The 22,926-nt window shown below is 44.1% G+C and carries 25 protein-coding genes and 1 tRNA gene; 20 read left to right on the top strand and 6 right to left on the bottom strand.

Translation table 11 applies throughout. The annotated features are described in order from the left end of the window. Nucleotides 1–150: 150 nt before the first annotated feature. Complete coding sequence (locus EDC32_RS08355) at nucleotides 151–762, bottom strand: hypothetical protein (RefSeq protein WP_132221378.1); 612 nt, start codon at nucleotides 760–762, stop codon at nucleotides 151–153. 101 nt (nucleotides 763–863) lie between these two features. Then, nucleotides 864–1,469: a hypothetical protein gene (locus tag EDC32_RS08350; protein ID WP_132221376.1), complete on the bottom strand. Its 606-nt coding sequence runs from the start codon at nucleotides 1,467–1,469 to the stop codon at nucleotides 864–866. A gap of 588 nt (nucleotides 1,470–2,057) precedes the next feature. Between EDC32_RS08350 and EDC32_RS08345 the strand changes: the two genes are divergently transcribed. The 4 genes from EDC32_RS08345 to EDC32_RS08330 all read left to right on the top strand — a co-directional run bounded on the left by EDC32_RS08345 (nucleotide 2,058) and on the right by EDC32_RS08330 (nucleotide 6,886). Further along, a complete protein-coding gene (locus EDC32_RS08345; protein WP_132221374.1) occupies nucleotides 2,058–2,936 on the top strand; it encodes a hypothetical protein in 879 nt (292 codons plus the stop codon). Nucleotides 2,937–3,366: 430 nt separating this feature from the next. Beyond that, nucleotides 3,367–4,251, top strand: a complete 885-nt coding sequence (locus tag EDC32_RS08340; RefSeq protein WP_132221372.1) for a phosphate/phosphite/phosphonate ABC transporter substrate-binding protein — start codon at nucleotides 3,367–3,369, stop codon at nucleotides 4,249–4,251. Nucleotides 4,252–4,483: 232 nt separating this feature from the next. After that, a complete protein-coding gene (locus tag EDC32_RS08335) occupies nucleotides 4,484–5,764 on the top strand; it encodes a hypothetical protein (protein WP_132221370.1) in 1,281 nt (426 codons plus the stop codon). Between the two features lie 21 nt (nucleotides 5,765–5,785). After that, a complete protein-coding gene (locus EDC32_RS08330) occupies nucleotides 5,786–6,886 on the top strand; it encodes a hypothetical protein (RefSeq protein WP_132221368.1) in 1,101 nt (366 codons plus the stop codon). Nucleotides 6,887–6,967: 81 nt separating this feature from the next. Here the strand turns inward: EDC32_RS08330 and EDC32_RS08325 are convergent, their stop codons facing one another. Continuing rightward, nucleotides 6,968–7,747, bottom strand: coding sequence for a 2OG-Fe dioxygenase family protein (locus EDC32_RS08325; RefSeq protein WP_132221366.1), 780 nt, complete (start codon nucleotides 7,745–7,747; stop codon nucleotides 6,968–6,970). A 249-nt stretch (nucleotides 7,748–7,996) separates the two neighbouring features. Between EDC32_RS08325 and EDC32_RS08320 the strand changes: the two genes are divergently transcribed. The 12 genes from EDC32_RS08320 to EDC32_RS08270 all read left to right on the top strand — a co-directional run bounded on the left by EDC32_RS08320 (nucleotide 7,997) and on the right by EDC32_RS08270 (nucleotide 16,647). Then, nucleotides 7,997–8,072 (top strand) — tRNA-Ala (locus tag EDC32_RS08320). 139 nt (nucleotides 8,073–8,211) lie between these two features. Next, nucleotides 8,212–9,234, top strand: coding sequence for a tyrosine-type recombinase/integrase (locus EDC32_RS08315; RefSeq protein ID WP_132221364.1), 1,023 nt, complete (start codon nucleotides 8,212–8,214; stop codon nucleotides 9,232–9,234). A gap of 166 nt (nucleotides 9,235–9,400) precedes the next feature. After that, on the top strand, nucleotides 9,401–10,195 hold the full coding sequence (locus EDC32_RS08310; protein WP_132221362.1) for a helix-turn-helix domain-containing protein: 795 nt from the start codon (nucleotides 9,401–9,403) through the stop codon (nucleotides 10,193–10,195). 50 nt (nucleotides 10,196–10,245) lie between these two features. Further along, on the top strand, nucleotides 10,246–11,295 hold the full coding sequence (locus tag EDC32_RS08305) for a hypothetical protein (RefSeq protein ID WP_132221360.1): 1,050 nt from the start codon (nucleotides 10,246–10,248) through the stop codon (nucleotides 11,293–11,295). A 1,458-nt stretch (nucleotides 11,296–12,753) separates the two neighbouring features. Next, nucleotides 12,754–13,653, top strand: coding sequence for a hypothetical protein (locus tag EDC32_RS08300; protein ID WP_132221358.1), 900 nt, complete (start codon nucleotides 12,754–12,756; stop codon nucleotides 13,651–13,653). A gap of 15 nt (nucleotides 13,654–13,668) precedes the next feature. Next, nucleotides 13,669–13,926: a helix-turn-helix domain-containing protein gene (locus EDC32_RS08295; protein WP_132221356.1), complete on the top strand. Its 258-nt coding sequence runs from the start codon at nucleotides 13,669–13,671 to the stop codon at nucleotides 13,924–13,926. Next, on the top strand, nucleotides 13,923–14,123 hold the full coding sequence (locus EDC32_RS08290; RefSeq protein ID WP_106343009.1) for a hypothetical protein: 201 nt from the start codon (nucleotides 13,923–13,925) through the stop codon (nucleotides 14,121–14,123). The genes EDC32_RS08295 and EDC32_RS08290 overlap by 4 nt, the downstream gene beginning before the upstream one ends. 71 nt (nucleotides 14,124–14,194) lie before the next feature. Continuing rightward, on the top strand, nucleotides 14,195–14,362 hold the full coding sequence (locus EDC32_RS16355) for a hypothetical protein (RefSeq protein WP_158283289.1): 168 nt from the start codon (nucleotides 14,195–14,197) through the stop codon (nucleotides 14,360–14,362). After that, a complete protein-coding gene (locus EDC32_RS08285) occupies nucleotides 14,359–14,718 on the top strand; it encodes a hypothetical protein (protein ID WP_132221354.1) in 360 nt (119 codons plus the stop codon). The genes EDC32_RS16355 and EDC32_RS08285 overlap by 4 nt, the downstream gene beginning before the upstream one ends. Before the next feature lie 26 nt (nucleotides 14,719–14,744). Further along, nucleotides 14,745–15,542, top strand: coding sequence for a hypothetical protein (locus EDC32_RS08280; protein WP_132221352.1), 798 nt, complete (start codon nucleotides 14,745–14,747; stop codon nucleotides 15,540–15,542). Between the two features lie 16 nt (nucleotides 15,543–15,558). Further along, nucleotides 15,559–16,134, top strand: coding sequence for a hypothetical protein (locus EDC32_RS08275; RefSeq protein ID WP_132221350.1), 576 nt, complete (start codon nucleotides 15,559–15,561; stop codon nucleotides 16,132–16,134). Between the two features lie 123 nt (nucleotides 16,135–16,257). After that, a complete protein-coding gene (locus EDC32_RS08270; RefSeq protein ID WP_106343013.1) occupies nucleotides 16,258–16,647 on the top strand; it encodes an HNH endonuclease in 390 nt (129 codons plus the stop codon). A gap of 951 nt (nucleotides 16,648–17,598) precedes the next feature. On the opposite strand, the gene EDC32_RS08265 is transcribed toward EDC32_RS08270, so the two are convergent. The 3 genes from EDC32_RS08265 to EDC32_RS08255 form a co-directional block, all read right to left on the bottom strand. Next, a complete protein-coding gene (locus EDC32_RS08265) occupies nucleotides 17,599–17,976 on the bottom strand; it encodes a GIY-YIG nuclease family protein (protein ID WP_106343014.1) in 378 nt (125 codons plus the stop codon). Next, entirely contained in the window at nucleotides 17,976–18,569 is a 594-nt protein-coding gene (locus EDC32_RS08260; protein ID WP_106343015.1) for a recombinase family protein, read from the bottom strand. Before EDC32_RS08260 ends, EDC32_RS08265 begins: the two co-directional genes overlap by 1 nt. Before the next feature lie 938 nt (nucleotides 18,570–19,507). Further along, nucleotides 19,508–20,155 (bottom strand): hypothetical protein, encoded by a 648-nt coding sequence (locus tag EDC32_RS08255; RefSeq protein ID WP_132221348.1) that lies wholly within the window; start codon nucleotides 20,153–20,155, stop codon nucleotides 19,508–19,510. Nucleotides 20,156–20,333: 178 nt separating this feature from the next. Here EDC32_RS08255 and EDC32_RS08250 point away from each other — a divergent pair, with 178 nt between their 5' ends. The 4 genes from EDC32_RS08250 to EDC32_RS08240 all read left to right on the top strand — a co-directional run bounded on the left by EDC32_RS08250 (nucleotide 20,334) and on the right by EDC32_RS08240 (nucleotide 22,117). Continuing rightward, nucleotides 20,334–20,726, top strand: a complete 393-nt coding sequence (locus EDC32_RS08250) for a hypothetical protein (protein WP_132221346.1) — start codon at nucleotides 20,334–20,336, stop codon at nucleotides 20,724–20,726. A gap of 394 nt (nucleotides 20,727–21,120) precedes the next feature. Next, a complete protein-coding gene (locus EDC32_RS16730) occupies nucleotides 21,121–21,246 on the top strand; it encodes a hypothetical protein (protein WP_281275219.1) in 126 nt (41 codons plus the stop codon). A 122-nt stretch (nucleotides 21,247–21,368) separates the two neighbouring features. Beyond that, complete coding sequence (locus tag EDC32_RS08245; RefSeq protein ID WP_132221344.1) at nucleotides 21,369–21,746, top strand: hypothetical protein; 378 nt, start codon at nucleotides 21,369–21,371, stop codon at nucleotides 21,744–21,746. Continuing rightward, entirely contained in the window at nucleotides 21,746–22,117 is a 372-nt protein-coding gene (locus tag EDC32_RS08240; RefSeq protein ID WP_132221342.1) for a type II toxin-antitoxin system RelE family toxin, read from the top strand. Before EDC32_RS08245 ends, EDC32_RS08240 begins: the two co-directional genes overlap by 1 nt. Nucleotides 22,118–22,926 lie beyond the last annotated feature (809 nt).

Here is a 22,926-nt window from a genome sequence, read left to right as displayed (position 1 = left end):
GTAGCCTGTAAGATAAGGTCTGAGCGCCTGCATTCTGTCTTCAAAAGAGGCTACTCTGTGAGCTTCCCAATCAAGTTTGGTCTGTGCAGCATCTCGATAAACAGGTAGCTTAGGTGTCAATAGATGTTCGTCTTGCTATTAGATAGTAGGTTACTTGTTCTTTACGGAAAGGTTAAGATACGTTTCCGTATAATATAGGGTGTCAAGCCACTCCCACTCGGTGACAGGAAAGAGTGTTAAGCAGTTTTCAAGCAATCGTTTCAGGACAGGGGCATTTGTTTCTGCCATTGCTTCAGTACAAGAATCTTTTACCCGAGACAAAGGGACGAAAATATCTGTATTGATAAATATGTTCATCCCCCACTCTTCGTCGGGGTTGAGATAAATGATTAGATCCACGGCTCCGCCTATTAGAACAGTCTGGCCCTTATCGTTTATTCCTGTTGTGCTTAATGAGAAGCAAAGTTCATTGACATCAGGGTGTTTTTTTATAAAGGTTAAAAACTCTTCAGTCGGGGCTTTGGTAGTGATATGTAACTGATCGATTGGTTTAAACGCTCCTGTTCCTTGCACATTATATTGTTCAACAAATGCATCTTCACCGATTGATTCAGTAGCTATTTCGACTCGACTGATAAATCCAAAATCTTCCGCTATGGCGAATGCATTCTTGATTATGTCCATCATCGAGGTTTTGCTTTTGTCCAGCTCGGCATAGATTGTTCCAAGACCATAGTTATAACGCCAGATACGTATTGCCAATTTTCATCACACCTTTCTGTATAGGGTCGCTGTATCATCTTCACGATGTGCAGTGTATAACTTATTAGTTGATACATGTTTGCCTCGCTGTTGATAGTAGTTTACTTAACGGATTGATTAAGATATGTTTCTGTGTAATACAAGGTGTCTAACCACTCCCATTCGGTGACAGGGAAGCGGGTTAAGCAATTTTCAAGTAATCGTTTCAGGACAGGAGCGTTAGTTTCGGCCATTGCTTCTGTGCGGGCATCTTTGATCCAAAACAAGGGGATGAAAATATCTGTATTGATAAAGATGTTCATGCCCCACTCTTCGTCAGGTTCAAGATAGATAGTCAGATTTACGGCTCCACCTATAAGAACAGTGCGACCATGATCATCTACTCCGGTTGTACTTAATGAGAAATTAAGCTTTCTAACATCAGGATGTTTTTCTATAAATGCAATGAATTCTTCAGTTGGGGCTTTAGTTGTGATATGTAACTGATCGATTGGTTTAAATGCTCCTGTTCCTTGTACATTATATTGTTCAACAAATGCATCTTCGCCAATTGATTCAGTGGTGATTTCGACTCGACTGATATATCCGAAGTCATCTGCAATAGCGAATGCTTTCTGAATTAGATCCATCATCGAGGTTTTGCTTTTGTCCAACTCGGCATAAATCGTTCCAAGTCCATAGTCATACCGCCAGACACGTCGTACCATTTTTCATCACATCTTTCTGTAAGGTTTCATTGACGATTGTCTCATTAGTATATATATTAGTTCCCGTTTTTTTCGACCAAGGCAAACTTGAGAATGAGCTCTTTTTCGTAATACACCTGAACATTTTTATTGAAAGCACGAATAAAGGACACAGTGGTTTTTGCCAGGTCATCCTTGAATGTACCCCAGGCACTCAAGTCATATGTTCTCTACGCATTTGAAATTGTTAATTATATAACATATACAATTTATAATTATTTTGAATAAAGTTCAACGTGTTTATATATTGTGATCGTTTTTTGGAAAAAAGTAAATTATTGTGCGAAAAAGAATGGAGAGGAATTAATGAAGGTGGGCTGTTCATTAGATTGTGGAGATAGAAAAGGCTAAGCATACGAATAAATTCATGTTAGAATGACAAAATCAGTTATAATATATTTGTTTTTATAACAATCAGTATTGCATGCATAGATTTTCTTTGCAATACAACGGTTGTTAAATGTATCTTGATACAAAGATGCAGTGGGAGTGGAGGATAGCATGATGTCACGAGATCCAGGTGTATCACGTTTTCATGGATGTCTATTTATGTTTTTAGCCATCTGTGTTGTTTCGATCATCTTTCCGCTGGTATTGTTTTTTTTCTTTTTCAATGGAATGGGACCGACTGTGTTTTTCTATGTCATCCCTGTATTATATGTCATCTTTATTAATGTGTACTGTTTCCTCCTGGTGGGGCGGGAGCGGAATCAAGAATCAATTGAAGAAGAAGAACGGTTGAGAACTTTTGCCTATTTCCGACCTTCCGGAGGGCGTCTGTTTTTATGGTCTCTGCTCGGTGGGGCATTGGGAACCTTAATCGGGCGGATGGTCTTCAAGTATCAAACACATGACAAATTGTTTAAGTGGGGCCTTGTTTTTCTCTTGTTTTTGAATGTGGGAGGATGTGTGCAAGTGTTTAGCATCCTTGGTGTAGCAAGCGATTATTTTATAGAGGAAGACAAACGTGCGCAACAACATGAACAATGGGTAAACTCGAAGGAAGTTGCCCACACCTTGGTGCAAGTGATAAACACCTATGCCAAGCAAAAAGAAGATGCCATTAATCGGCGTGATCCTTCCCTGATGAAGAATGTTGACTGGGAAGCGTATGAAATGGACAAGCTGCGGTTGAAAATCGAGAACGCCGACCCAGGGTTACGCATAGATATTAAAGGCACCAAGATCTATTTGGATGGGAAAGTGAACGCTACATACAGCGGAAATGAAGAGTTTTCTGTCATTGTCGAAATGATGCAAACATTCCGCGATCCCTCCGATTCTTTCGATGGAGATCCAGTGCGAGAGATTCACCTTTATTATGATAAGGATCAACAAAAATGGATAATCAATAATGATGTGTCCACTGACAGAACGATCGCTGTGGCCGAGCAAAAAGGAAAGCCGATAGTAACTTCTTTTGATTGATGTACATCTGGTAACAAGTGTAGTGGACATGTAGAAAGAAGCAGAAAAGGTAAATTGAGAGAAGAATCTTATATCATAAATGGGAAGGAGGTGTATAGTTTACAATCTACGACCACCAGTAGTAAACCTTGTACCCAATGAGCCTTTTCAGGCTTTGAAGTGATGAAAAGGTTTTTGAACGTGGCTTCTTCAGCTGTTTTTATTCATTAGGCGGTCTCCTAGGCATATACCCATATCATTTCAAAAAAAATCCTTTATTTGCGCCATCGCTTGATTTGACTGGTCAGTCAAGTCCCGAGGCTTTTTTGAAGTGCTCGAAAATGGTAATAAACGGAATAGAAGGGGGATTTTGTTCGTGTGTTTTTGGGGATCTTCCCTTACACTGGTTCAAGGGATATGATGACCCCTGTAACTGCGGGAGGCGGAAGGTATGAAACGTCAAGGACTTATCTGGTTATTATCCGGTTTGATTTTATTAATTGTGTTAGCAGGTTGCAGCTCGTTGGCGGGTGCCAAGAGTGATGTCACTTTGCGCATGGGCGTAGTACCCAAGGGGGATTCTGCGGAGATGCGCGAGCGTTATGAAAGCCTTATTGCTTATTTGGAGAAAGAGCTGAGCGTTGACATTGAATTGTATATGCCGAACAATTATGACGACGTGATTGCGGCAATGAAGGAACGGAAGATTGATTTCGCCCTGTTTGGTGCTTATTCTTTTGTGAAAGCGGAGAAAGAAATCGGCGCCGTTCCTTTGGTGATGGAATCATATCCAAAAACGGGAAGTGGATACCGTAGCTTGATTGTCACCCGCCGGGGCAATGGCATCACTTCGATCGCAGACTTGCGGGACAAGCCGTTTGCATTCGTGGATCGCACATCCACATCCGGCTTTTTGATGCCCAATGCCTACTTTCAATTATTGCATATCCAGTCGCACCAATTCTTCAGTGAAGCACGGTTCATGGGAAGTCATGACGCGGTGGCGAAAGCGGTGAAGAGCGGCCGGGCTGTGGCAGGGGCGCTGGACAATCAATCCTATGAGCAAATGTTGAAAAGCGGAGAGATCAGCCCAGATGATTTGACCATTCTTTGGAAATCAGAGTTAATTCCTGGCTCACCCATCGCTGCCCACCCGGAGATGGATGCCCAGTTGCGGGCGAAGTTGACCGAAGCCTTGCTTACGGCTCACGCCCGCGAACCGGATGCGGTGGAGGATTTGGGATTGGCCAAATATGTTAAGGCGGATCGCGGGATGTATCAGTCCGTACGTGATGCGATGTTTTTGATTGACGCAGGCTATACGTTAAATCGATAGTTTTAGTAAGGCGGCAAGCGGGAATATGGTCTTGTCGCCTTGTTCTATGCGCTTATCCCATAGAAACGTCCCCAAATGGTTTACTGGTGGGACGTGACCGGAACATAGGCACTCATCCAATAAGGAAAGAGTGTCTTTTCATTTTTTATTTTAATTTTTGCAACTGTTTTTAGTTTGGTTTTCTGCTAAAATGAAGGAATGTCAGGAGAAACATGGAAAAGGAGTGAGTATGATGGGCCGTCGCTTTGTGTCGGATGATATCAATGATGATTTGATGCAAGAGAAGGTTGAAGATGCACTGGAGTACAAGCCGGTAAATCGGGACAAGCCGAAGCGCAAGCGTTTGAAGCGCTTTTTCTCGTTTTTGTTCGGGGTGATTCTCATTCCTACGGTGATGTCGATCGTATTGACGGCATACGAGGGAAAAGCAAAAGAATGGGTATGGGATCTGTTGGGAATAGAACAGGCGAAAGAAACCGAGATGGATCAATTGAAACGATTGGTTAAAGATGGGAACTTGATCCATTACGATTGCGGTGTGTTAGGCTCTACCGTGCGCGGTGTGGTGGACAACTGTGGTGAACCTGCATTGAGTAGAAGAACGCTCCTCTCTGATGCGATAACTCAAACTCTGGGCTATCAAAAAGGCGATCATCATATCATTTTACTTGATTTTAATAATGAGAGATTGAAACGGATCTCTGTGCTTGACAACATGTTTCAGTCGACGACGTTGGACGATATCCAGCGCACGTTTGGCGTAACAAATAATAAGCCGTTTGAATTTGAGAAAACAGAGGGCAAAGAGAAAATAAAAACGCAAACATACACATACAACATGGAAGGCGGACAAGAATTAAAATTTACTGTTCGCAAGGATAACAAAAAGTTGTTACAAATCGAGTTAGAAGATCCCAAACAATACCCTTATGTCAAGAAGTATGATCCTTATAACCGAGTTCATCGGGCACCTGCTCACAAAGAAGCGAGTGGCGGCATGGATGCGGTGCTCAAGCTGAAGGCCGCCTTTGACAAAGGGGACATGATCAATTACGACTGTGGCCCGTTGGGAAGCAGTTTGGCAGAGGTATACAAGAAGTGTGGCGCCCTCGTATCTGCAAAGGGTTACGACATGGGAGAAGAAACTCAATATGTGAATTGGGCCTTTAAAAACAGAGAGATCAAGACCAAGTTTTATCGTGGAGTATTGGCTTCCATTTCTGTGAACACTTTCTCTTATTCTGAGAAAAATTTTAAAACGGTGGAGAGACCTTCGCTCGCTATCACCCCAGAACAAGTGAAGCAAGTGTTTGGTAAGCCGATGCAGGAGAAAGAAAGTACGTTCTTAGATAGCAAATCCCTTTATCTTACATACAAGATAGATGGGAAAGAGATTACGTTCTCTTTCAGCGAAAACAAGTGCCAAGACATCTGGTTGCGCCGAGCTGATATGTTTGAGCCGAATTTTGGCTATATCAAAAGGGAGTTTAAAGAGAAACAAACCTATCGTTAATGGCAAGGGAGGGAAATGATCATGTCGAAAAAAAAGAAATGGTTGTCCGCGGTCTTTGGCGTGCTGTTGATCCCGGGGATCTTGAGTATAATTCTGATTGCGTTCGAGGATCAAACCAACCAATGGGTGATGCAGATTGCCGGTAATGAGCCGGTAGAGGTGAAGACAAAACGATTGGCGCAGAAGAATGAATTGATCTACGGCGATTGCGGCGCACTGGGGGATCACTTGGATGAAGTGATGAAAGAGTGCCCCAACTATGTGTATCAATTGCGTTCGCAATCGACGACTGCCCCGTTTGAATTGAGACATGAAGTGCGGATCAAAGGGGAAGCAGGTCGGTCGGTGACGTATTTCTTCACCAATGAAGTGTTGACGGAGATGGAAGTGACTGATCCTGCTTTCTCACAGGTGACTTTCAATAAGGTAAAAAAAGAGTTCAATGACACAAAACACAATGGACTTAATGATGAAGTGAGCGAATATGCCTATCCTGTGGGCAAGAACAAAGTGACCTTCGTGTATGATCCAGACAAGCGGTTGTTGCGCACCATCCGCTTGGAAGGAAGCAACATCAGACCAAAGGGAGAGAACAAATCCGTTCCGGCGTTGCAAAAGGAATACAAAGCGAGCCCGGATAAAGAGCTGCCCTTGGCTGGTGGGGAATCCGCAGCGCAAAAGCTGAAGCAATACATGCAGGCTGGGGATTTGCCGGCATATGGTTGTGGCGCTTTGGGTGCTTCTTATGACCAGGTGCTGACCACCTGCGGCAAGGACTTGGTGTATGAAGAGCAAGATAAAGAGCAGAAAATCAAACGCATCGGTTATGAATACAAGAATCGAGCGATCAGATTAACTTTCCATGAAGACAGACTGACACGAATCGAAGTGGAGCAAAAAGATAATCATTGGAAAATTGCCGGAGTGAATAAGGTGTTTGGCAATCCGGTCAAAAGAGAAGTGAAGCAATCTTATTACCAATTGGGAGAGCATGTGGCGGTGCTCAGCTATAATGATACGATGCAATTAAACAAAGTGGCCGTCGCCGATGCAAAGTGGCACAAGCAAGAATTGCAAAAGAAAAAATCAGACGAATTCAATCTGGAAGATTTGCTCTATTAGTAAAAAGCCCACGGAACAACCTGCCGTGGGCTTTTTTATCGTTTGCTAATGGAACTTTTTTCTCCATTCAATTACGCTATCTTATGTGATTGCAATCACCGTCGGCGTATAATCGATCAGCAACATGCCGCGCTCAGCGATGTTGCCGTTGGGGCCGCAAGTGACAGGGCTGACATAGTGGCTGACCATCCTGTCGCAAACGCCGTAAGAGTCCAGGGGTTCGGTCAACGTGAATCGCGTGTGAATCAGATGTTCCGGAACCTCATCCAACTGCTTGCCAGTACAGTCAGGATGGGCAATGGCATTAAGGCCACCCTTCACATTGCGGTATGTGATCAGATGAGCAAATGTGAACGGCTCGCCGTCCTGATGGATGTGGTTGGGGGATGCGAATGCTTCTTCGCCCGGTTTCACAAGAAAATTGACCAAATGCACACCGACATGAATGGGCATCACCAATTCGCGCGTATCCCAAAACGTTTGCTCATAATCATGGAGGATGATGTTATGTAACAGGGGATTTGCCTTTGTGGCTTCAGACAGCGGCGCGAATGCCCGGTAGGTATCCACATGTTCGGCATTGAAGGTCCCTTGAAAATATTCGCAGACTTCCACGCCATCTTCCCGGACATGGTTTGGTAGCCAGTAAAAAGTGCCATCCCACGGCAAGATAATAGCCCGAGAATAGCGGCGGAAACGTGTGTGATTCGGTGCATAAGGATCAGGCGGCAGATCGGCGAACGCCTGTTGCAATTGTGACAACTCTTCTCCCAGTGTCGGATATGACCACAATTGTTTAAGGTCGAAACGAATGAACCCGTTTTCTTGTAATGGTTTAGATTGAGTGAGTAACTTTTCCATGTCGACAAACCTCCTGTAAGCATCATACCATGCCGCATAGATGCAGAGGGGAATTTTGCAAAGTCTGAATCTTGGGATGATCGAGGGGCCTGCTGTGATGAAAGGAAGAAACCGAGGTGGGATTGTAACTCGACTCAGGTGGATAATATATTTCAATAGTAAAAGAAAATAACTTTTCCGGAATGGATATTTTGTTGTTGACATTGGTGTTCCATCTGGATACAATAACTATTGTAGTCAATTGAACACGGGGCATTAGCTCAGCTGGGAGAGCGCTACACTGGCAGTGTAGAGGTCAGCGGTTCGAGCCCGCTATGCTCCACCACACGGTTTAAAAGCGTTGGTGTACCGTTATTTTACCGGAGTGTTAACGTTCATTCACTCGGTAGGGTAGCGGTACACTTTTTTGTGCCGACATTAACCCTCTTGACACGTTATTTGCGCGTGTTAAGGGGGTTTTTTTATTGCCGAAAAACGGAAGACGCGGCCGCGCGAAGCTAGAGCGGGCGTTAAGTCGTTCTAATGAAACGTTAGCAAGCCTACCGGAACTATCCGAAATGTACATTTACGCCAAACAAGCGGAGGGCACCGCGAAAGGCACGTTAACTAACAAGCGGCTAGCCGTTAACAAGTTCTTACAGTTCGTCGAAGACAACGGACATCAAGATGTACCCTTGCGGGCGTTAAGCGTTCAGACCGTTCGGGAGTTCATTTCCTATCTACGGTATAACCACGTAAAACACGAAAATAACCAATTTGTCGATGACGACTATAAAACGGCGGGTTTATCGCCTTCCACGGTTAACACGCATTTGAAACATTTGCGCGATTTCTTTAACTTCCTAAAATCCGAAAAATACACCGATGACAACCCTTTCCATGCTGTCAAGCTCGTTAAAGAACCCGTGGACGCGGTAGAGGCGCTAACGATGGATGAAATAAAGCGGCTGGTACGCATTCCTGATACTAAGCGATTCGCTGGATTTCGGGATTACGTTCTAATCGTTCTACTACTAGACACCGGGTTGAGAATCAGTGAGGCACTCGCGCTTACCGCTGATGATATCGACTTTAAGACACAAAACATTACCGTTAAAGCCGAGAACGCTAAGAGCGGTAAATTCCGGTTCGTACCGTTCAGCCTCAAGACCGGGCGGTTACTAAAAGAGCTAATAGCCGAGGTAAAGGAAATAGATTGCGTTTATCTGTTCTGCACGGTCTACGGGAATCCGCTAGAACGGGAGATATTCCGCAAGCGATTAAAGAGGTACGCGGAAGAAGCGGGGATTACGCGGAAAGTATCGCCGCACGTTCTACGTCATAGCTTTGCGACGCAATACCTTCTGAATAACGGCGACGTAATGTCATTGCAGAAGATTCTAGGTCATTCTTCCATCTCAATGGTTCGGCGATATGTACAGATGACCGACGCGGACATATCGAAGACACACGCCAAGTTTTCGCCTATACAAAATATCCGAGTTTAGCCATTCAGACATAAAAAAAAGCGCCGAGCATAAGCCCGACGACACACAACGACACAAAACACATTAAAGAGGTTTTTATTATAGCAAGTGGGCGGGATATGCTTCAATACCGCTACACTAATAATCGTGTGTTAGTCGGGGCTCTCGGTAAAGGGGAGCCGACAGCATGAGCAAAACCGCAAACAAAACCGCTAATAAAACCGCTAATAACTACGCGCAACTCGCGAAGAAATACTCGCTATTCAAAAACGTTGAACACTTAAACGGAACCGTCGCCAAGCACTTGTACCATAAAACGCATCTACTTAATAAAAACGCTATCGCCGTTTATAAGCTACTAGCACGCTACGCGGTCAAATTCTGCGGTACCGCGTTCATTAAACATGACACTTTAGCCGAAAGTATCGGAATCAGTCGCCGGACGGTTATCCGCGCGATTGACCGACTCATCGAATTGCGCATTATTGCGAAGAAGAACGTATTACGAGAAAAAGCGGGCGGCTACGGCTCGAATTTATATATTCTATTGCCATATTCTACTAGTGACACAGCGCATTTGTCACAACGGGAAGAACCGGAACAGCCAAGCGAGACAAGCGATAAGACCGTCGAAAATGACGACGAAGCAGTAATTTCTAAAAGCATCATAGAGAAGTTTAATAAACGTTTTTCTAGAAAAAACCCGTACAACCGATTCAAAAGTCTAGTACTCAATCGTACAGGAGATAAAAAATTGTTATACAAAATTTACGGCGTGTTTCTGATGAATATTAAATGGTTACGCTCTGGTTACGACATTAACGAGCTAACCGACATAGGATTGTATGCGTTAAGAGAAGCATTTAAGGCATTCAAGAAAGGAAAAGTACGCTCTTTGACGGGCTATTATAACGGAGTTTTGCGCAACTGTTTAGACGCTCTCTATGAAGAGACTATGACCGGATGTGAATATTACGCCTGATATGGCGGACTAAAACAAATACGCTTAACAGTGGATATGGAGGAGATAATATGAAACTGTTAAACGCTCTATCGGCCTTGTTAGTTCTGGGGTGCGCTACTTGGTTGAGTCTGCATCATACTCACGATTTATTCGTTGGCGTAGGGTACACGTCTAGACAGGCGTGGGTTGCTACCATTATGAGCGAAACAATGTTCATTGTCGGGGGAATCAATCTAGCGGCGGCACGTCTACGCGGGTATAAGCCAGGAACTCCCGCATACCTGGGATTTATTCAAGGCGTCGCGCTTGTTGGCTGGGCTAATATCGCCGCCACATATAAATACGGAATTGACGGGTGGTTGCTCGGAAGCTCTATAGTCTCCGCCGTTTTGATTATGGAAGCGATTATGACTAACGCCACGAAGAAGGCGGACGAGAACGCGGAACAGGAACCGGAGAAGAAGGCGGAAAACGACCAGCCAAAAAACCCAACCGACCGCCCAGACCACCACAACCAACCGGAGCAACCAGACCGCCCAAACCATCCAACCACCCAACGGGAACAGGCCGACCAACCGAACAATCAACCGGAACAACCAACCGCCCAAACGGATGGAATCGACCAACCAACCGACCAGCCAGAAGACAACGGCAAAGCCGACCAACCGGATGAAACCGCCCAAGTAGCGGATACCGCCCAAACCAATCAAGCGGATGAGACCGCCCAAGACGTCGCCAAGTCGGAAGAATCCGCCCAACCGCTACCAACCACCCAAGCGGAAGCAACCAACCGACCAACGAATAACAACCAACCGACCAATCAACCAGGAGGAACCACCCAACCTGAACAACCGGAGGAGGTAACCGACCAACCAACCGACCAGCCAACGGGTGCCACCCAAACCACCCAAAACGACGAAACCGCCCAAGCGGATGGAACCGAGGAGACCGACCAAACCGACAAACCTACCACGCCGTATGAGTGGGCGGTACACGAATACAAGAGAACGGGAAAAGTTCCGACCCGTCGCGGATTGGCGAAGCTGGCGGGCTGTTCCGAGTGGAAGGCAGGCAACGCGAAGAAACAACTAGAAGAGGAACTCGGATTAGCCGGATAACGAGTAAATGGCGCACACCACGCCTTACTATAAATACATTTCCATTACCGAAAGGGTGATTTAAATGTTAACAGAGAAACAAGCGCAAGTATTCAGCAACGCGCAGGACGCTATTAAATCGGCCATCAGCGAGATGAGCCGGAAGTATTCGGCGCTAGACGCAGAGGCGCTAGAAAACTACCTACAGCGGGAACTACGAAAGTATTGCGCTAAATTCGACCCTCGGAAGGGTGACGGTGAAGAGTTCACAAGCGCGGTTATACGTACTAAGGCGCGTATGTTCGTTACCCGCGCACTTAAGCGGGGTTAACAGCGGCACGCAAACGGGCGGGGCTACGAAAAAAATTTAACTTTTTTCGGTTCCGCCCTTGCATTCTGACCCAAAATGCGTATGTAGGTATGAGAGAGTATTTTTCCGCAAGATAGACGGTTTAAATGTGAACACTTTTTGACAAATATCAGGCAGGGGTTTTAAAATCGGCTCAAACGCTTTTTGTCGTATTAGAGAGGTATTTTTTCGAGGTGAGCGGGGTTAACCCGTATCACAAATAATCTTAATCGTTTTTTACTCGTTTATCGCTTACTTGTATCCGTGTAACGCTTCATTATCCAGCGCAACACCGAGCGGGGAACCGTTAGGAAGCGTCAATAAGGTATTTCATACGTTATGAAGGCGTAGGCCGCGTGGCCTGCGCTTTTTCTTTTGCGCTATACCGACATACTATACCGCTAAAAGTGATAGATAGCGTTAGATAGCGTTATGAAAGCGGAAGGCGCGGCTATCGGTATCTATTGAGCGGTATCTTTTAAACAAAGATATACCGGAAAGATAAGAAGTTAGTAGCCAGCCGAAGCGTAGCGAAGGATGGCAGGGCGAAGCCCTTATAGTTATCTTCTTAGAAGATATAACCCCCTAGCGGGGGTAAGCTCGCCTTACGGCTCGCTTAACTACTCCTAATAAACATATTTATTAACGGTAAGTAAAACCGCCTAACCAACCACCCGGCTGAGCGGAAAAAGTTACCCCTAAAGATTAAGAGAGATTCTAGCGGGCAAAATTCGCTGAATCCCGCGCCACCGTTGCGGTTCCGTGATTTTAGGGTGTCTCGAAAAAGTTACCTTAAAAAGCCCGTTTAGTCTCGAAAAAGTTACCTTCATTTTTACGATTCCCGAAACCCGCGCCACTATTGAGGTTCGGGCACTGCACGAAAGGGCGTGTATGGTATCGAAAAAGTTACCGCGTCTAACAGTCGATATTTGATACTGAGATTTTTGCACGCCGATTCCGTTAATTCCGGTTCGGCGCTTTTTTAATGAAAAAAGTTACCCCGAAGCTGTGCGAAACGGCGCACTATCCAGTACTGTATAGTGAACGTTTTAAAGAGGGGTGACATAAATGATTTTTAATTTCGCAGTAACGGGCGGCGACCCGTAAAAAACTCAAACGAGGTGTAAGCGATGAAACGTAGAGATATTAACCGAAAACTGCTTCAAAAAATCCAAAACTATCGCGTTATCGACCCTGAAACAGGCGAAGACGTAACTTACATGGTCAAATTATCACCGAACTATACGGAGAATCAGGTTAAATACGCTAAACGCCGCGACGAACAAGGCGAATTTAACGAACTGTTAGGAGGGTTCGTATTTATGGCATTTCACAGCGCATTAAAAGAAAAGGTGAGCGCCCCGACGTTAGTTAGATTGATGTATCTAGCGACATATTTAAAACACGATGATACCCGTATCATGTACGGTAAACGCGGCGTAATGACCGATGCCGATATGATGAATTTGCTTCGCTGTTCTAGAGCGGTGTTTTATCGGTTTAAACAAGAAGCGCTAGAAAGCGGCGTGTTAACTTTTGACGGCGAGGCGTACCATATCGATTTAAACCACTTCACGAAAGGTAGCGCTGACCACCTTATTCGCCAAAACCTGATTTTTACTCGACTATTTGTCGATATCATGCGGGAACTGTTCGAGACGCACGGCGCTTCTAACAAAGGATTAAAGCAATTAGCGATTATTTATAAACTGCTTCCGTATGTCCACTTAAAAACTAACACAATTTGCAAAAAACCGCAGGAAGAAGACCGCGACAAGCTGGAACCAATGACGCTGAAAGAATTAGCCGAAGCGCTTGACTACCATGAAAAGAAAATTGGTTCCGTCCTGCGCGGGCTGAAACTAGGCGATGACTTCGTATTGATGCAGACCCGCACTGGTTCCCGCGAAATGTGGGCGATTAACCCTCTCGTTATTCTACGCGGAAATATCGATAAAAATGACGGTCTGTATAAGCTGTTCGACCTTGCAAAACGTTTAGAGCTTCGACGCAAGAAGCGCAATAAATAAGGGAGGCTGAAATCGATGGTTACTGTGAAATTGACGAAAAAAGACATAGATACGTTAATCGGAATTTTAGGAGTTAGTAAGCAAGAATTTGCGGAAAAGGCCGGGTACAGTCGGGCGCACTTCTATAAATATTACGGTGCCCCGCGCGGCGTTCCGTATCGCATGTCTACGCGGATTTGTGAAACGTATAATCTCACGGATGAAATAATCTTACAACTGCGAGCCATGCAATCACTAGTATACGACGCTGTAACGGAAGGGGACGGAGAATGAGAATTCCGACGAGTCCTAAAGAGTATTGGGAACTATCACGCGAAGAGCGTAAGCGCCTATTTGAAGAATATGGTATCTCTCATTGGATGATGCCAACGGCAGAGGAACAGCGCGAAGTAATTACAGCGGAGCATAAGAAGGAAAGATATGGACACTCTCCGTTAGTCGCGCAGTATCTAGAACAAAGCATGAGTTAAAAGGCTTTCCGATTAAACACCGGGAGCCTTTTTTAAATACAACGAAACCGATTAAACGGGAGGTATGACGCATGGAAAACGGTAAGGAGCCGGAACAACGACTATTTACACAAGCCGAGTTAAACGAAATCGTGAAGAAGCGGCTAGCCCGCGAGAAACAGAAGATAGCCGATTTGAAGTATTACATTGCGTATCTGGAAGCGCGCTTACAAGAAAACAAAGGGAGCGATAAACGATGAGTAAAGAATACATTATCGATTTACGCCTTATCCGTGACGGAGGGCTGAAAGCTGTTGCGCTTATTACCGACGCGGAAGGTAATGAGATAGACATTATAACCTTTGAATCGCTCTACATGCATAAATCGGGGATTTGTCACTCGACGCTAGACAAGGCGGCGAAGGTTGTAGCGGAACACGGCGGCAAGTATATCAGCCTTAAGACGAATTTTATTCCGCTTCATAAGGATTTTTCACAGCGTAGGAACAACTTCCCACTAACGAAAATCACACGTCAACGACTGCAAGAATACGGCGTTACCATTAAAGACGCTGAGTTAATCAACAACGACCCGGAAACGGGGCTAGTACTCTAATAACAAATTTTCGGAGGTAGATATTTATGAAAAGCCAAACGATTCACGTTAACCAAGAAACCGGAGAGAAAATGGTTGAGCAATCCGTTTTCGTAACGGAAAGCACGACGGCACAAGACGGAAGACGTTACGAACGCGGAAATATCTATACGGTAGAACAACATCGCGCGGAAGCGTTAATTAAAGAGGGCAAAGCCTCTAGCGTTTCCTTCCCTGCACTCGAAGCGATTTCCGTTACTATCGATAACCGCTTGAACCAATTCAAAAAGCAATACGACGAAATCAAACACCACGAGCGTTACGCGGACAACGAGGCGGAGCGCCGCTTTCAACTCCGACAGCTTGAGGCGATTCTCGAAGAAGATATGAACGCATTAAAACAGAAATACACGGAAGAACTTACGAAACTTCAGCGGGAGCTTGCGCGGGAATCGCTTTCCGTACCGTTCAAAGCGTCGGAAACTGTTAACGCCTACGCCGATAACCTCATTGCAGAAGCGCAATACACGGACGACAAAGAAGGATTAGCGGATTTGCTCGCTATTAAGGTATCCGCGATGGACGACAACGAGCGGTTAACCCTTCTGCGTCGCTTTGGTCGGATTGCCGCCGCTTTGACAGAAGGAGCCGCAGGGAACAGCAAGACACGGATTAAAGAGAAGCTCGGTAAAATTCATGCGGAGTTGAAATCCGCGCATAAGCAAAATGAATACGATTTAAAACTTCGTCAATTGGCGGCGATTAAACAGAATGACCCGCTTACCAACTACCGCTTATATAAGATGGCCGTAAAACGCAACGACGCAAGCCGCTTTAACTTCTAAACGGAGGTGCTAACGGATGACAGACCGGAATGATAACGCGGAGCGCGGATTTATCGAAATAGAACAATACACCGCACTGCGGAAAGAACACATGAACGCGCAAGTCGAGATTGAGAAACTACGGGCGGAGCTTGAACGGCTCGCGCCCTTCAAAACGAAATGGCTAGATAAGGTAAAAAATGACCTGATGAACGAGTATAACATACCTGATGAACAACGGGAATATTGGGCGGAACGAATTACGGGAGACAGCGAAGAAGAACTAAAAGACGCGGTTGAACGGTTGTGGCGTGAATTGAAGCTAGACGCCCGCCCTGCTTACGTAGACCCAGTGACCCTGAACCCACGCGCTTATATGCCGTCTAGCAACGTTAAAAAGGCGTTATATGACATCGGACGACAAGCGGCAGAAAAGGCGCTAGGGATGAATGAAGGCGGTTCGCGCGTCGTAGAGCGTGGGGGCGTCGGGGCTAGACGTAGCGTAATACCAACGAATAAACCGATGGGTAACCCTCCGATGAAGTTACCGCCCCGGAATTCGGTACACGGTTCCAGCGGATGGGCGAAACTCTTTAAGTTCTTCGGTAAGTAAACTCTAATAAAACAGACGCGAATAAAGGCGTAGGAGAGATGGGAAATATGGAAATTTTGATTGTAGGCGGCGCGGTATTTATTGGGACGTTAGCGAAGGGATTATTAAGCGGAGGTGCGGCGCATGAGAGAAGAACGCAAACACGCAAATATCAATTATCACGATACAATTACGGGTTCCTCACCCGGAAATAGAATCGTTATCCCGGAACGGGGTACACCGCATTTCAATGCTAAACCTATAGAAGTCGAGATAGATAAAGACGGTCATTGGATTTTTTGCGGGCATAACCCGAAACTTGCAAAACCTCAAATAAGACGCGGTGGGCGGGTTGTCTACGTCCATAGATATATTTACGAGTTGTATAACGGTCAGATACCGGACGGGTACCGCTTAACTAGTACTTGCGGGAATAAGCACTGTGTAAACCCGAACCATAACGCGGCGAAACGTCCGGCGGAACTAAGCCCGGTGCTTGGGCGAATTTTCCGCTCTAATAGCGACGAAGATTAAAGCGCCAAACCAACCGGGGAGGCGCTTGTTACCGCTACCGCAACGGAGTGCCACTTCGCGACTAATTCGGGTACGTTGTTTAACAAATTAAGCGGGGTATTCAGCCAGTTAAAAGATGCTGACCCGGACTATGCCGCTAAATGGGACGAATTCGAGGCGGCGGGCGTTCCGGTTACGTCAATTAGCAAAGTTAGCGCTTATTAATACGGAATCTTAAACGGTGAAAACTGGCGCCACCTGCCGCCATTTGAAGTCTTACGCGACGAGTTTCGCCGCCTATACGAAGAAAGCAGGCGGGGACGTTAATACCTCCTCTTCTCTACCGTTATCATTCGTTATCAGACCGGAAGAGAACCAGAAGAGTGCGGAAGATATCGGTAGGGGATGACTATAAACGGTTTGTATCGCAAACTAAGATAACACCGATTATTTGACCGACGGGTCAATTATTATCGTTAAAGCAAACGCAATAACGGTACGGTAAACTGTAAGTTATTAGAAAACGCTATATTTCGGTATCTTTCGTGAGCTAACGTTATGTTTTCGTGAATTCTAGGGGTTTACGGTTGCAGTCCGTCTAATTGTTCGGATTTAAGGCATTGACCAACGGATGCCTGGCTAAAAATCGTTCGGGTTTAGCGGATGAGATACGGCCATGATACCTATATAGACAGCGATAAACACCGTTAGGATACCGTCAGATGATACCGACAAACGACGTAAATACCAGCCTCGGGCACCCGGCGGATGGACGGCCGGAAATCCTAGGGGGTTGGTAAATAGCGGATGTCCAGCGCTATATATTCTAAGCGTTGTTTATATGCGAGGATACCTAGAGTACCTGCCCGCTAAATTCGATAGCGTACAGACGAAATAAGAAGCGTTATTAAAAAGGCGATGCCGAAAAGCCGCTATTTTCAACGGGTTTGCACCGCCTATTTTATGGTAATTTTAAGGGTGCACCTTTGGCCTCGGTCGTGCATCGTTGTATTTTGGACTCATTTTTTCAATAAGGTAATATTCGATATCTACACCTTCGCAACATTCGGGGTACTGCTCGCGGAATGCGTCAAAAGAATCAGCGAATAATAGGCGGACTTCCGCGACTTCTGCGATGAAGCGTTTTGTATTAGCGTTACCCTTCAAATGAGTGCGAACCCGTTTTGTAAGGTCGCTTGACCATCCTATATAAAGTAGGTTTCCCGTGTCATTGTAAAAGAAATATAGGCCGCTGATTGAATGGCTTAAATCATGTTTTCTTAACCAATAAGCAAAACCCGGATGTAATACGTCTTCAACAGGTATAATCCTATCAAAATTAATATTCATTATAGGCACCCCTTCCGTAACTTCCGAGCTTCACGGTAAATAGTTGCCTCCGAAATATTCGTTATCTCCGCTATCTTCTTAACGGTTAGCCCGTTCGTGTCTCGGTTCTGGTAAAGCTCTAAAGCGTGTGCCAATCCGGCATGATTAGCGGTATAGCGTTTAGGCCGTCCTTTGTATACGCCGCGTTCTTTGGCTTTAGCGATGCCTTCGCGTTGTCGTTCCTTAATAATGCCTAACTCGAATTCAGCGACAGCGGAAAACATCGTTATCATTAGTTTTCCGGTAGGCGTCGTCGTGTCTACGTTCATTCCGCCAAAGTTAAGGATGACTAAGCCTACGCCCTTATCGTTTAAGTATTCGATAGTCTCTAGCGCGTCTTTCGTCGAGCGAGCAAAGCGGTCTAATTTCGTGACAACGATGGTATCCCCTTTTTTAACCCTACCCAGTAGCGATTTAAAACCTGTCCGGTGGTCTACGCTCCTGCCGCTCACCTTCTCCATTACCACGTCGTCTACGCCGTATGCTCGCAGTTGTTCGACTTGGACGTCTAAACTTTGGTCTTTCGTAGATACCCGCGCATAACCGTAAATCATAATCCGTTTCCCCTTCCATTTTTGATAGGTGTATTTGATAGACTGTCAAGTATTATACTATCGATAGTCAATCATACTGTCAAGTGGGTACGCCCAATTGATAGACTATTGATAGTCGACACCATCGAAAGCGCTAATGCAAGCGATGATTAACGGTTAATTAAACGATAATTAATGCGTATTGCGCGCCGTTCAGTCGTTAATGAATCGGTTTTAGATATCGTTCCAAAAACCCCGGGGCTACTCTCTGTGGATATATGCGGCCTGACCGTCAAAACTCCTCTACAATCTCAGAAACCCGGACGGTTACGGAATCTACCGTAGAAAACGCCCGTTCTTTTTTCGATGTCCTACAGTAAAAAATTTTGCGGCAAATTTTCGGAACCTCGACCCTTACGCGCCACGCTTCCGTTCTCTTAACGGCAGGGTTCCGTCTATTTTTCCGTTTAGTGTTATCGTTTCATTCACCGTTGACAGCCCGCCCATTCACCGCTTATAATAGGTAGAAACTAAGCGTAAATAACGTGTCTAGAGCGTTAACATAACGGATGCGTTAACGGGTGATTACCGCCGCCGACACTGGCAGTGTAGAGGTCAGCGGTTCGAGCCCGCTATGCTCCACCAAAGATAAGCCGCGAGATTTCGCGGTTTTTTGCTGTTCCCGGAAAATGGAATGGGGCTGAAAAAGGCCATTTGACCACATTTTGACCACTCACTTAAGGTAAGTAGAATGCGATAGAAGGCATTAGAGTACCAAGAGAAAATGCCACTTCATGAATGTGATTTGGCCTCTATGATGAATGTGGTCAAGGTCGTAGTCATACCAAATGATGCGCATTACACTTAGAAAGGATTAAGACAGCGTATGGTTGCAAACAAGATTGCAACCATACCTGTGTTCCGGCAAAACCGTCTACAAGAGGTTCTGATCGAGAGACTTAACGATCTAGTTGACTTAACTCCTTTTTTATCGAACGTATACCTATTTCCTTCCATATTTGAGTGGTAATTGGGCGTATTAATAAGTGATAGATGGCAACTACAAAGTTAACTGTATTAATAATTTTTCCATCCAGATGATATAAAGGATAACATTCTTCAAATTTCTCGTTCTGTTTTAGAGAAAAGAAACTTCTTTTTTTATTTATAATGACCAATTTATTAATTTCGTTCCGTTTTAAAGAAGAGAAACTTTCTTTTGCTTTTTCAATAATCAATTCAATAAAATAGTCATACTCATCTGTTAAACGGAGCCAAGCTAATATTGCCAAAAGGTCATTGATTTTTTGTTCTATCAGTTCAGATAAGAAAAAACGATTTCTTGTATAAACCTTTGATAACTGATCTCTTAACTGTTGAATATGTATCATTGTGGTTGGTTGAACCGGCTTATGTAAAAAGAACTTGAATAATTCACTTGTAATCTCATTTAGTAGAACTAATAACTCCTGATATACTTCAACTCTTTTTCTAAATATCTCATCTCGTATCGTCATTCGTTGAGATCGAAAATTGAAATAAGCTTGTACCCCAATAGTTCCAATAAGCGTGGACCATGCCAACAATTCCTGTAATGATAGCAGCATTTGGTTGTTGATCGACCTCTATGTGATTCTTGTGGTGATCAGTTTAAAGGAGTTCAGAACCTAATGGAAGAAGTGGGTTTAGACGAATTGATAGTTGTTACACCCGATAATCCAAATGGTATCGTTTATAGACCTAGACCTGGTATGCGTAGAACGACGTGGAAAGAGGCGGATTGAGATGAGCAAGAAGTTGATATTTGGCAATGATAAAAAAATAGTTGAAGAACCAACGTGGGAAGATGTGTACAAGGAATTAAATCGCTTGGGGGAACCAGGGTATTCTTTTTTGTATTTAGAGACTAAGGGTATCGGTTCACTCACAGCAGGTGGTGGAAATTATATTGAAGAGAAAGAAGAGAAGCTTTACCATGTGTCATTTTTTGATTTAGACGCTGATTCAACAATCTTATTAAATCCCGAGGGAGACCCTGATGAAATACATTCTTTAATCATCGATGATAGATTGGGCGATTTTTTTGAGGAACATCTTGTTGGATTGCCAGCGGTAATAAAGGCATTTGAACACTTCTATAAAACAGGAAAACTCACTGACCAATTAAATTGGGAATAGACTGAAGGGTTATTGGTTAATGATGACAAGGCAGAGGGAAAACCCTTTGCCTTTTTCGATTAAACCATCTGTAAGTTCAAGAAATGTTCAATAAAAAATGGCGGGATGAAGCCGAAATGGGCTCATTTTTACCAGTAATTAGGCGTGATCTCCGCTTGACCACATTTTGACCACACACTAATGGTAACTAGAGTGAACTAGAGTAGATACGGAACTGCGAAGAATCCCGAGTTTCTGCGGACTTTTCAACTCAAGTACATTAGAATTCACTCGAATTATTGGGCGAAGACACACTGGCAGTGTAGAGGTCAGCGGTTCGAGCCCGCTATGCTCCACCCACCAAAAAATAAACCGCGAGATTTCGCGTTTTTTTGCTGTTTTAAGGAGATGAAATGTGACCAAAATTGGCTACTTTTTAATTGAGTTAAACAATGAAGAGGTAAAAGAGCTGAGCACAGTAAGCCGTTCTAATATTGAGCTACATCAGATAGACAATGATATCTTGCCTGTGGTGATGTAATTCAAAAACGTTATATTGTGTTGTTAAATGTGTTTACGAAAACACATTTAAAAGGTATAATAATAATGTATGGTGCATATAATAAAAACATGAAAAGGTGATGGCAAAGGATGGGGTTGGCTATGGCAGCCAAGAGACGTGTAACTACAGATATTCTAAGGTTCCTTAATGATCGAGTTTTATCTGTCACTCAATTAACCCGAAGTAAAAAATTGACCGAGATTCTTGATTCCTATTCCCAAGAGAAAAGTACAGATGTGTATGTAATTCAAAATGTAAAGAAGCCTGGAAAAGCGGTTATTGCTGATCTGAAGTATTTTGAGGAACTTTTGGCATATAAAGAAGCTGTTGATTGGGCGTTGGATCACGCTATTGAGGAAATTGCCTTAGAGAGAAAAGAGACAATCGCCGACATTCCTCTTGCTCAAGTAATTCAAGACAACCAACTGGATTTGAATTATATTATGAAGTTGGTTGATGAGGTGGAAGAGGAAGACTGATGAGGATAGCTCAACAAATAAATGAATTATTAAAACCATATCGAGTCGAAGTTCATTTTACAAAAGAGTCACTCAATGATTTAAGCAGCTATGATAAAAACCGACAAGAAAAAATTATCGCTTTGATTATTAAAAGGGGAATGAGAGGGCCGTTAATAAAACCCCAGGGGATCGGTGAACCATTGAGAGATGAGCTTAAAGGCTATACCAAAATAAAACCTAAGAATATGGCTTTACGTATTGTGTATCGTCCGGTGGTTAATGACGAAATGATACGCATGGAGATCATTGCGATTGGTCCGAGGGATAAGGAAAAGGTTTATCGTTTGGCAGCAAGACGATTGCAATCTTTTGAGCAACAGATGGAATAGGTGAAGATCAATAAGCACAGTGGCCCGGAGTAGATTTGGCACTGTGCGGAACGAGCTTCTACGATCTTCTCAACTTGTAGTATTTTAAATCTATTTAAATGAAGGAATGAAGAGGTCATTCTATGGAAAACTAAATAAGCCAAAATTGGTCGTTAGACCACATTCTGGCTATCTGTTTTTAGCAAAAGAGTGTTATTTTTTTGGGGAATATGTATTTAAAAAAGAAATTGTTAATAACATCACGGCTGCGTAAATCGCTAAATCCCATAAGTCCCCGAGATTTTGACCGAAAAATTTAGCCCTAGTGTAGATGATTACGAATAGTATCCAGAACATAACTTAATAAGCCCGCCATAGGTGTTTGCTAGATGGATATTCTTTCTTTTTATTCCTGAATAAAAGTTTTCTCAAAATGTTTTCACCTCACGAATTCAATTATTGCACTCTTCATTTATGGTGTTTAATATTCAACCATTTACTGTGCAAGATAATCCTATCGTGCTTTTGGGTTTTGGGCACTTTTTGGCACATGCCGTAACTTTGCCTCCATATACCCCGGCATAAAATGTTAGGCAAATAAGGCAAGTTGCCCAGACTTTGCATGCGGTACCACAGGCAATTGCAATTGCGACGTGTACGGCTTCTCGAACTCCGGCATTTAATATACATTTCTTCATACAAGGTGTAACTCTAGTTGTAATAGAATTTTGTTGTTCTATATCCTTATAGAATTTAACAGTATCTAGTTTTTCCCATTATTAAGAATCCATCCACTGATTACTTTGCTATTTTCCATATTGTAGTGAGAA

Source organism: Laceyella sacchari (assembly GCF_004343255.1).
Taxonomy (GTDB): Bacteria; Bacillota; Bacilli; order Thermoactinomycetales; family Thermoactinomycetaceae; genus Laceyella; species Laceyella sacchari.
The sequence above is the reverse complement of the archived record's forward strand: the minus strand, read 5'-3'. Positions and strand labels throughout refer to the sequence as shown.

Bases quoted from the DNA above. Each gene is read 5' to 3' on its own strand.
- EDC32_RS08350 (WP_132221376.1), bottom strand. From the start codon at position 1,469: ATGGTACGACGTGTCTGGCGGTATGACTATGGACTTGGAACGATTTAT.
- EDC32_RS08345 (WP_132221374.1), top strand. From the start codon at position 2,058: ATGTTTTTAGCCATCTGTGTTGTTTCGATCATCTTTCCGCTGGTATTG.
- EDC32_RS08340 (WP_132221372.1), top strand. From the start codon at position 3,367: ATGAAACGTCAAGGACTTATCTGGTTATTATCCGGTTTGATTTTATTA.
- EDC32_RS08335 (WP_132221370.1), top strand. From the start codon at position 4,484: ATGGGCCGTCGCTTTGTGTCGGATGATATCAATGATGATTTGATGCAA.
- EDC32_RS08330 (WP_132221368.1), top strand. From the start codon at position 5,786: ATGTCGAAAAAAAAGAAATGGTTGTCCGCGGTCTTTGGCGTGCTGTTG.
- EDC32_RS08325 (WP_132221366.1), bottom strand. From the start codon at position 7,747: ATGGAAAAGTTACTCACTCAATCTAAACCATTACAAGAAAACGGGTTC.
- EDC32_RS08310 (WP_132221362.1), top strand. From the start codon at position 9,401: ATGAGCAAAACCGCAAACAAAACCGCTAATAAAACCGCTAATAACTAC.
- EDC32_RS08305 (WP_132221360.1), top strand. From the start codon at position 10,246: ATGAAACTGTTAAACGCTCTATCGGCCTTGTTAGTTCTGGGGTGCGCT.
- EDC32_RS08300 (WP_132221358.1), top strand. From the start codon at position 12,754: ATGAAACGTAGAGATATTAACCGAAAACTGCTTCAAAAAATCCAAAAC.
- EDC32_RS08295 (WP_132221356.1), top strand. From the start codon at position 13,669: ATGGTTACTGTGAAATTGACGAAAAAAGACATAGATACGTTAATCGGA.
- EDC32_RS08290 (WP_106343009.1), top strand. From the start codon at position 13,923: ATGAGAATTCCGACGAGTCCTAAAGAGTATTGGGAACTATCACGCGAA.
- EDC32_RS16355 (WP_158283289.1), top strand. From the start codon at position 14,195: ATGGAAAACGGTAAGGAGCCGGAACAACGACTATTTACACAAGCCGAG.
- EDC32_RS08285 (WP_132221354.1), top strand. From the start codon at position 14,359: ATGAGTAAAGAATACATTATCGATTTACGCCTTATCCGTGACGGAGGG.
- EDC32_RS08280 (WP_132221352.1), top strand. From the start codon at position 14,745: ATGAAAAGCCAAACGATTCACGTTAACCAAGAAACCGGAGAGAAAATG.
- EDC32_RS08275 (WP_132221350.1), top strand. From the start codon at position 15,559: ATGACAGACCGGAATGATAACGCGGAGCGCGGATTTATCGAAATAGAA.
- EDC32_RS08270 (WP_106343013.1), top strand. From the start codon at position 16,258: ATGAGAGAAGAACGCAAACACGCAAATATCAATTATCACGATACAATT.
- EDC32_RS08265 (WP_106343014.1), bottom strand. From the start codon at position 17,976: ATGAATATTAATTTTGATAGGATTATACCTGTTGAAGACGTATTACAT.
- EDC32_RS08260 (WP_106343015.1), bottom strand. From the start codon at position 18,569: ATGATTTACGGTTATGCGCGGGTATCTACGAAAGACCAAAGTTTAGAC.
- EDC32_RS08255 (WP_132221348.1), bottom strand. From the start codon at position 20,155: ATGCTGCTATCATTACAGGAATTGTTGGCATGGTCCACGCTTATTGGA.
- EDC32_RS08250 (WP_132221346.1), top strand. From the start codon at position 20,334: ATGAGCAAGAAGTTGATATTTGGCAATGATAAAAAAATAGTTGAAGAA.
- EDC32_RS08245 (WP_132221344.1), top strand. From the start codon at position 21,369: ATGGCAGCCAAGAGACGTGTAACTACAGATATTCTAAGGTTCCTTAAT.
- EDC32_RS08240 (WP_132221342.1), top strand. From the start codon at position 21,746: ATGAGGATAGCTCAACAAATAAATGAATTATTAAAACCATATCGAGTC.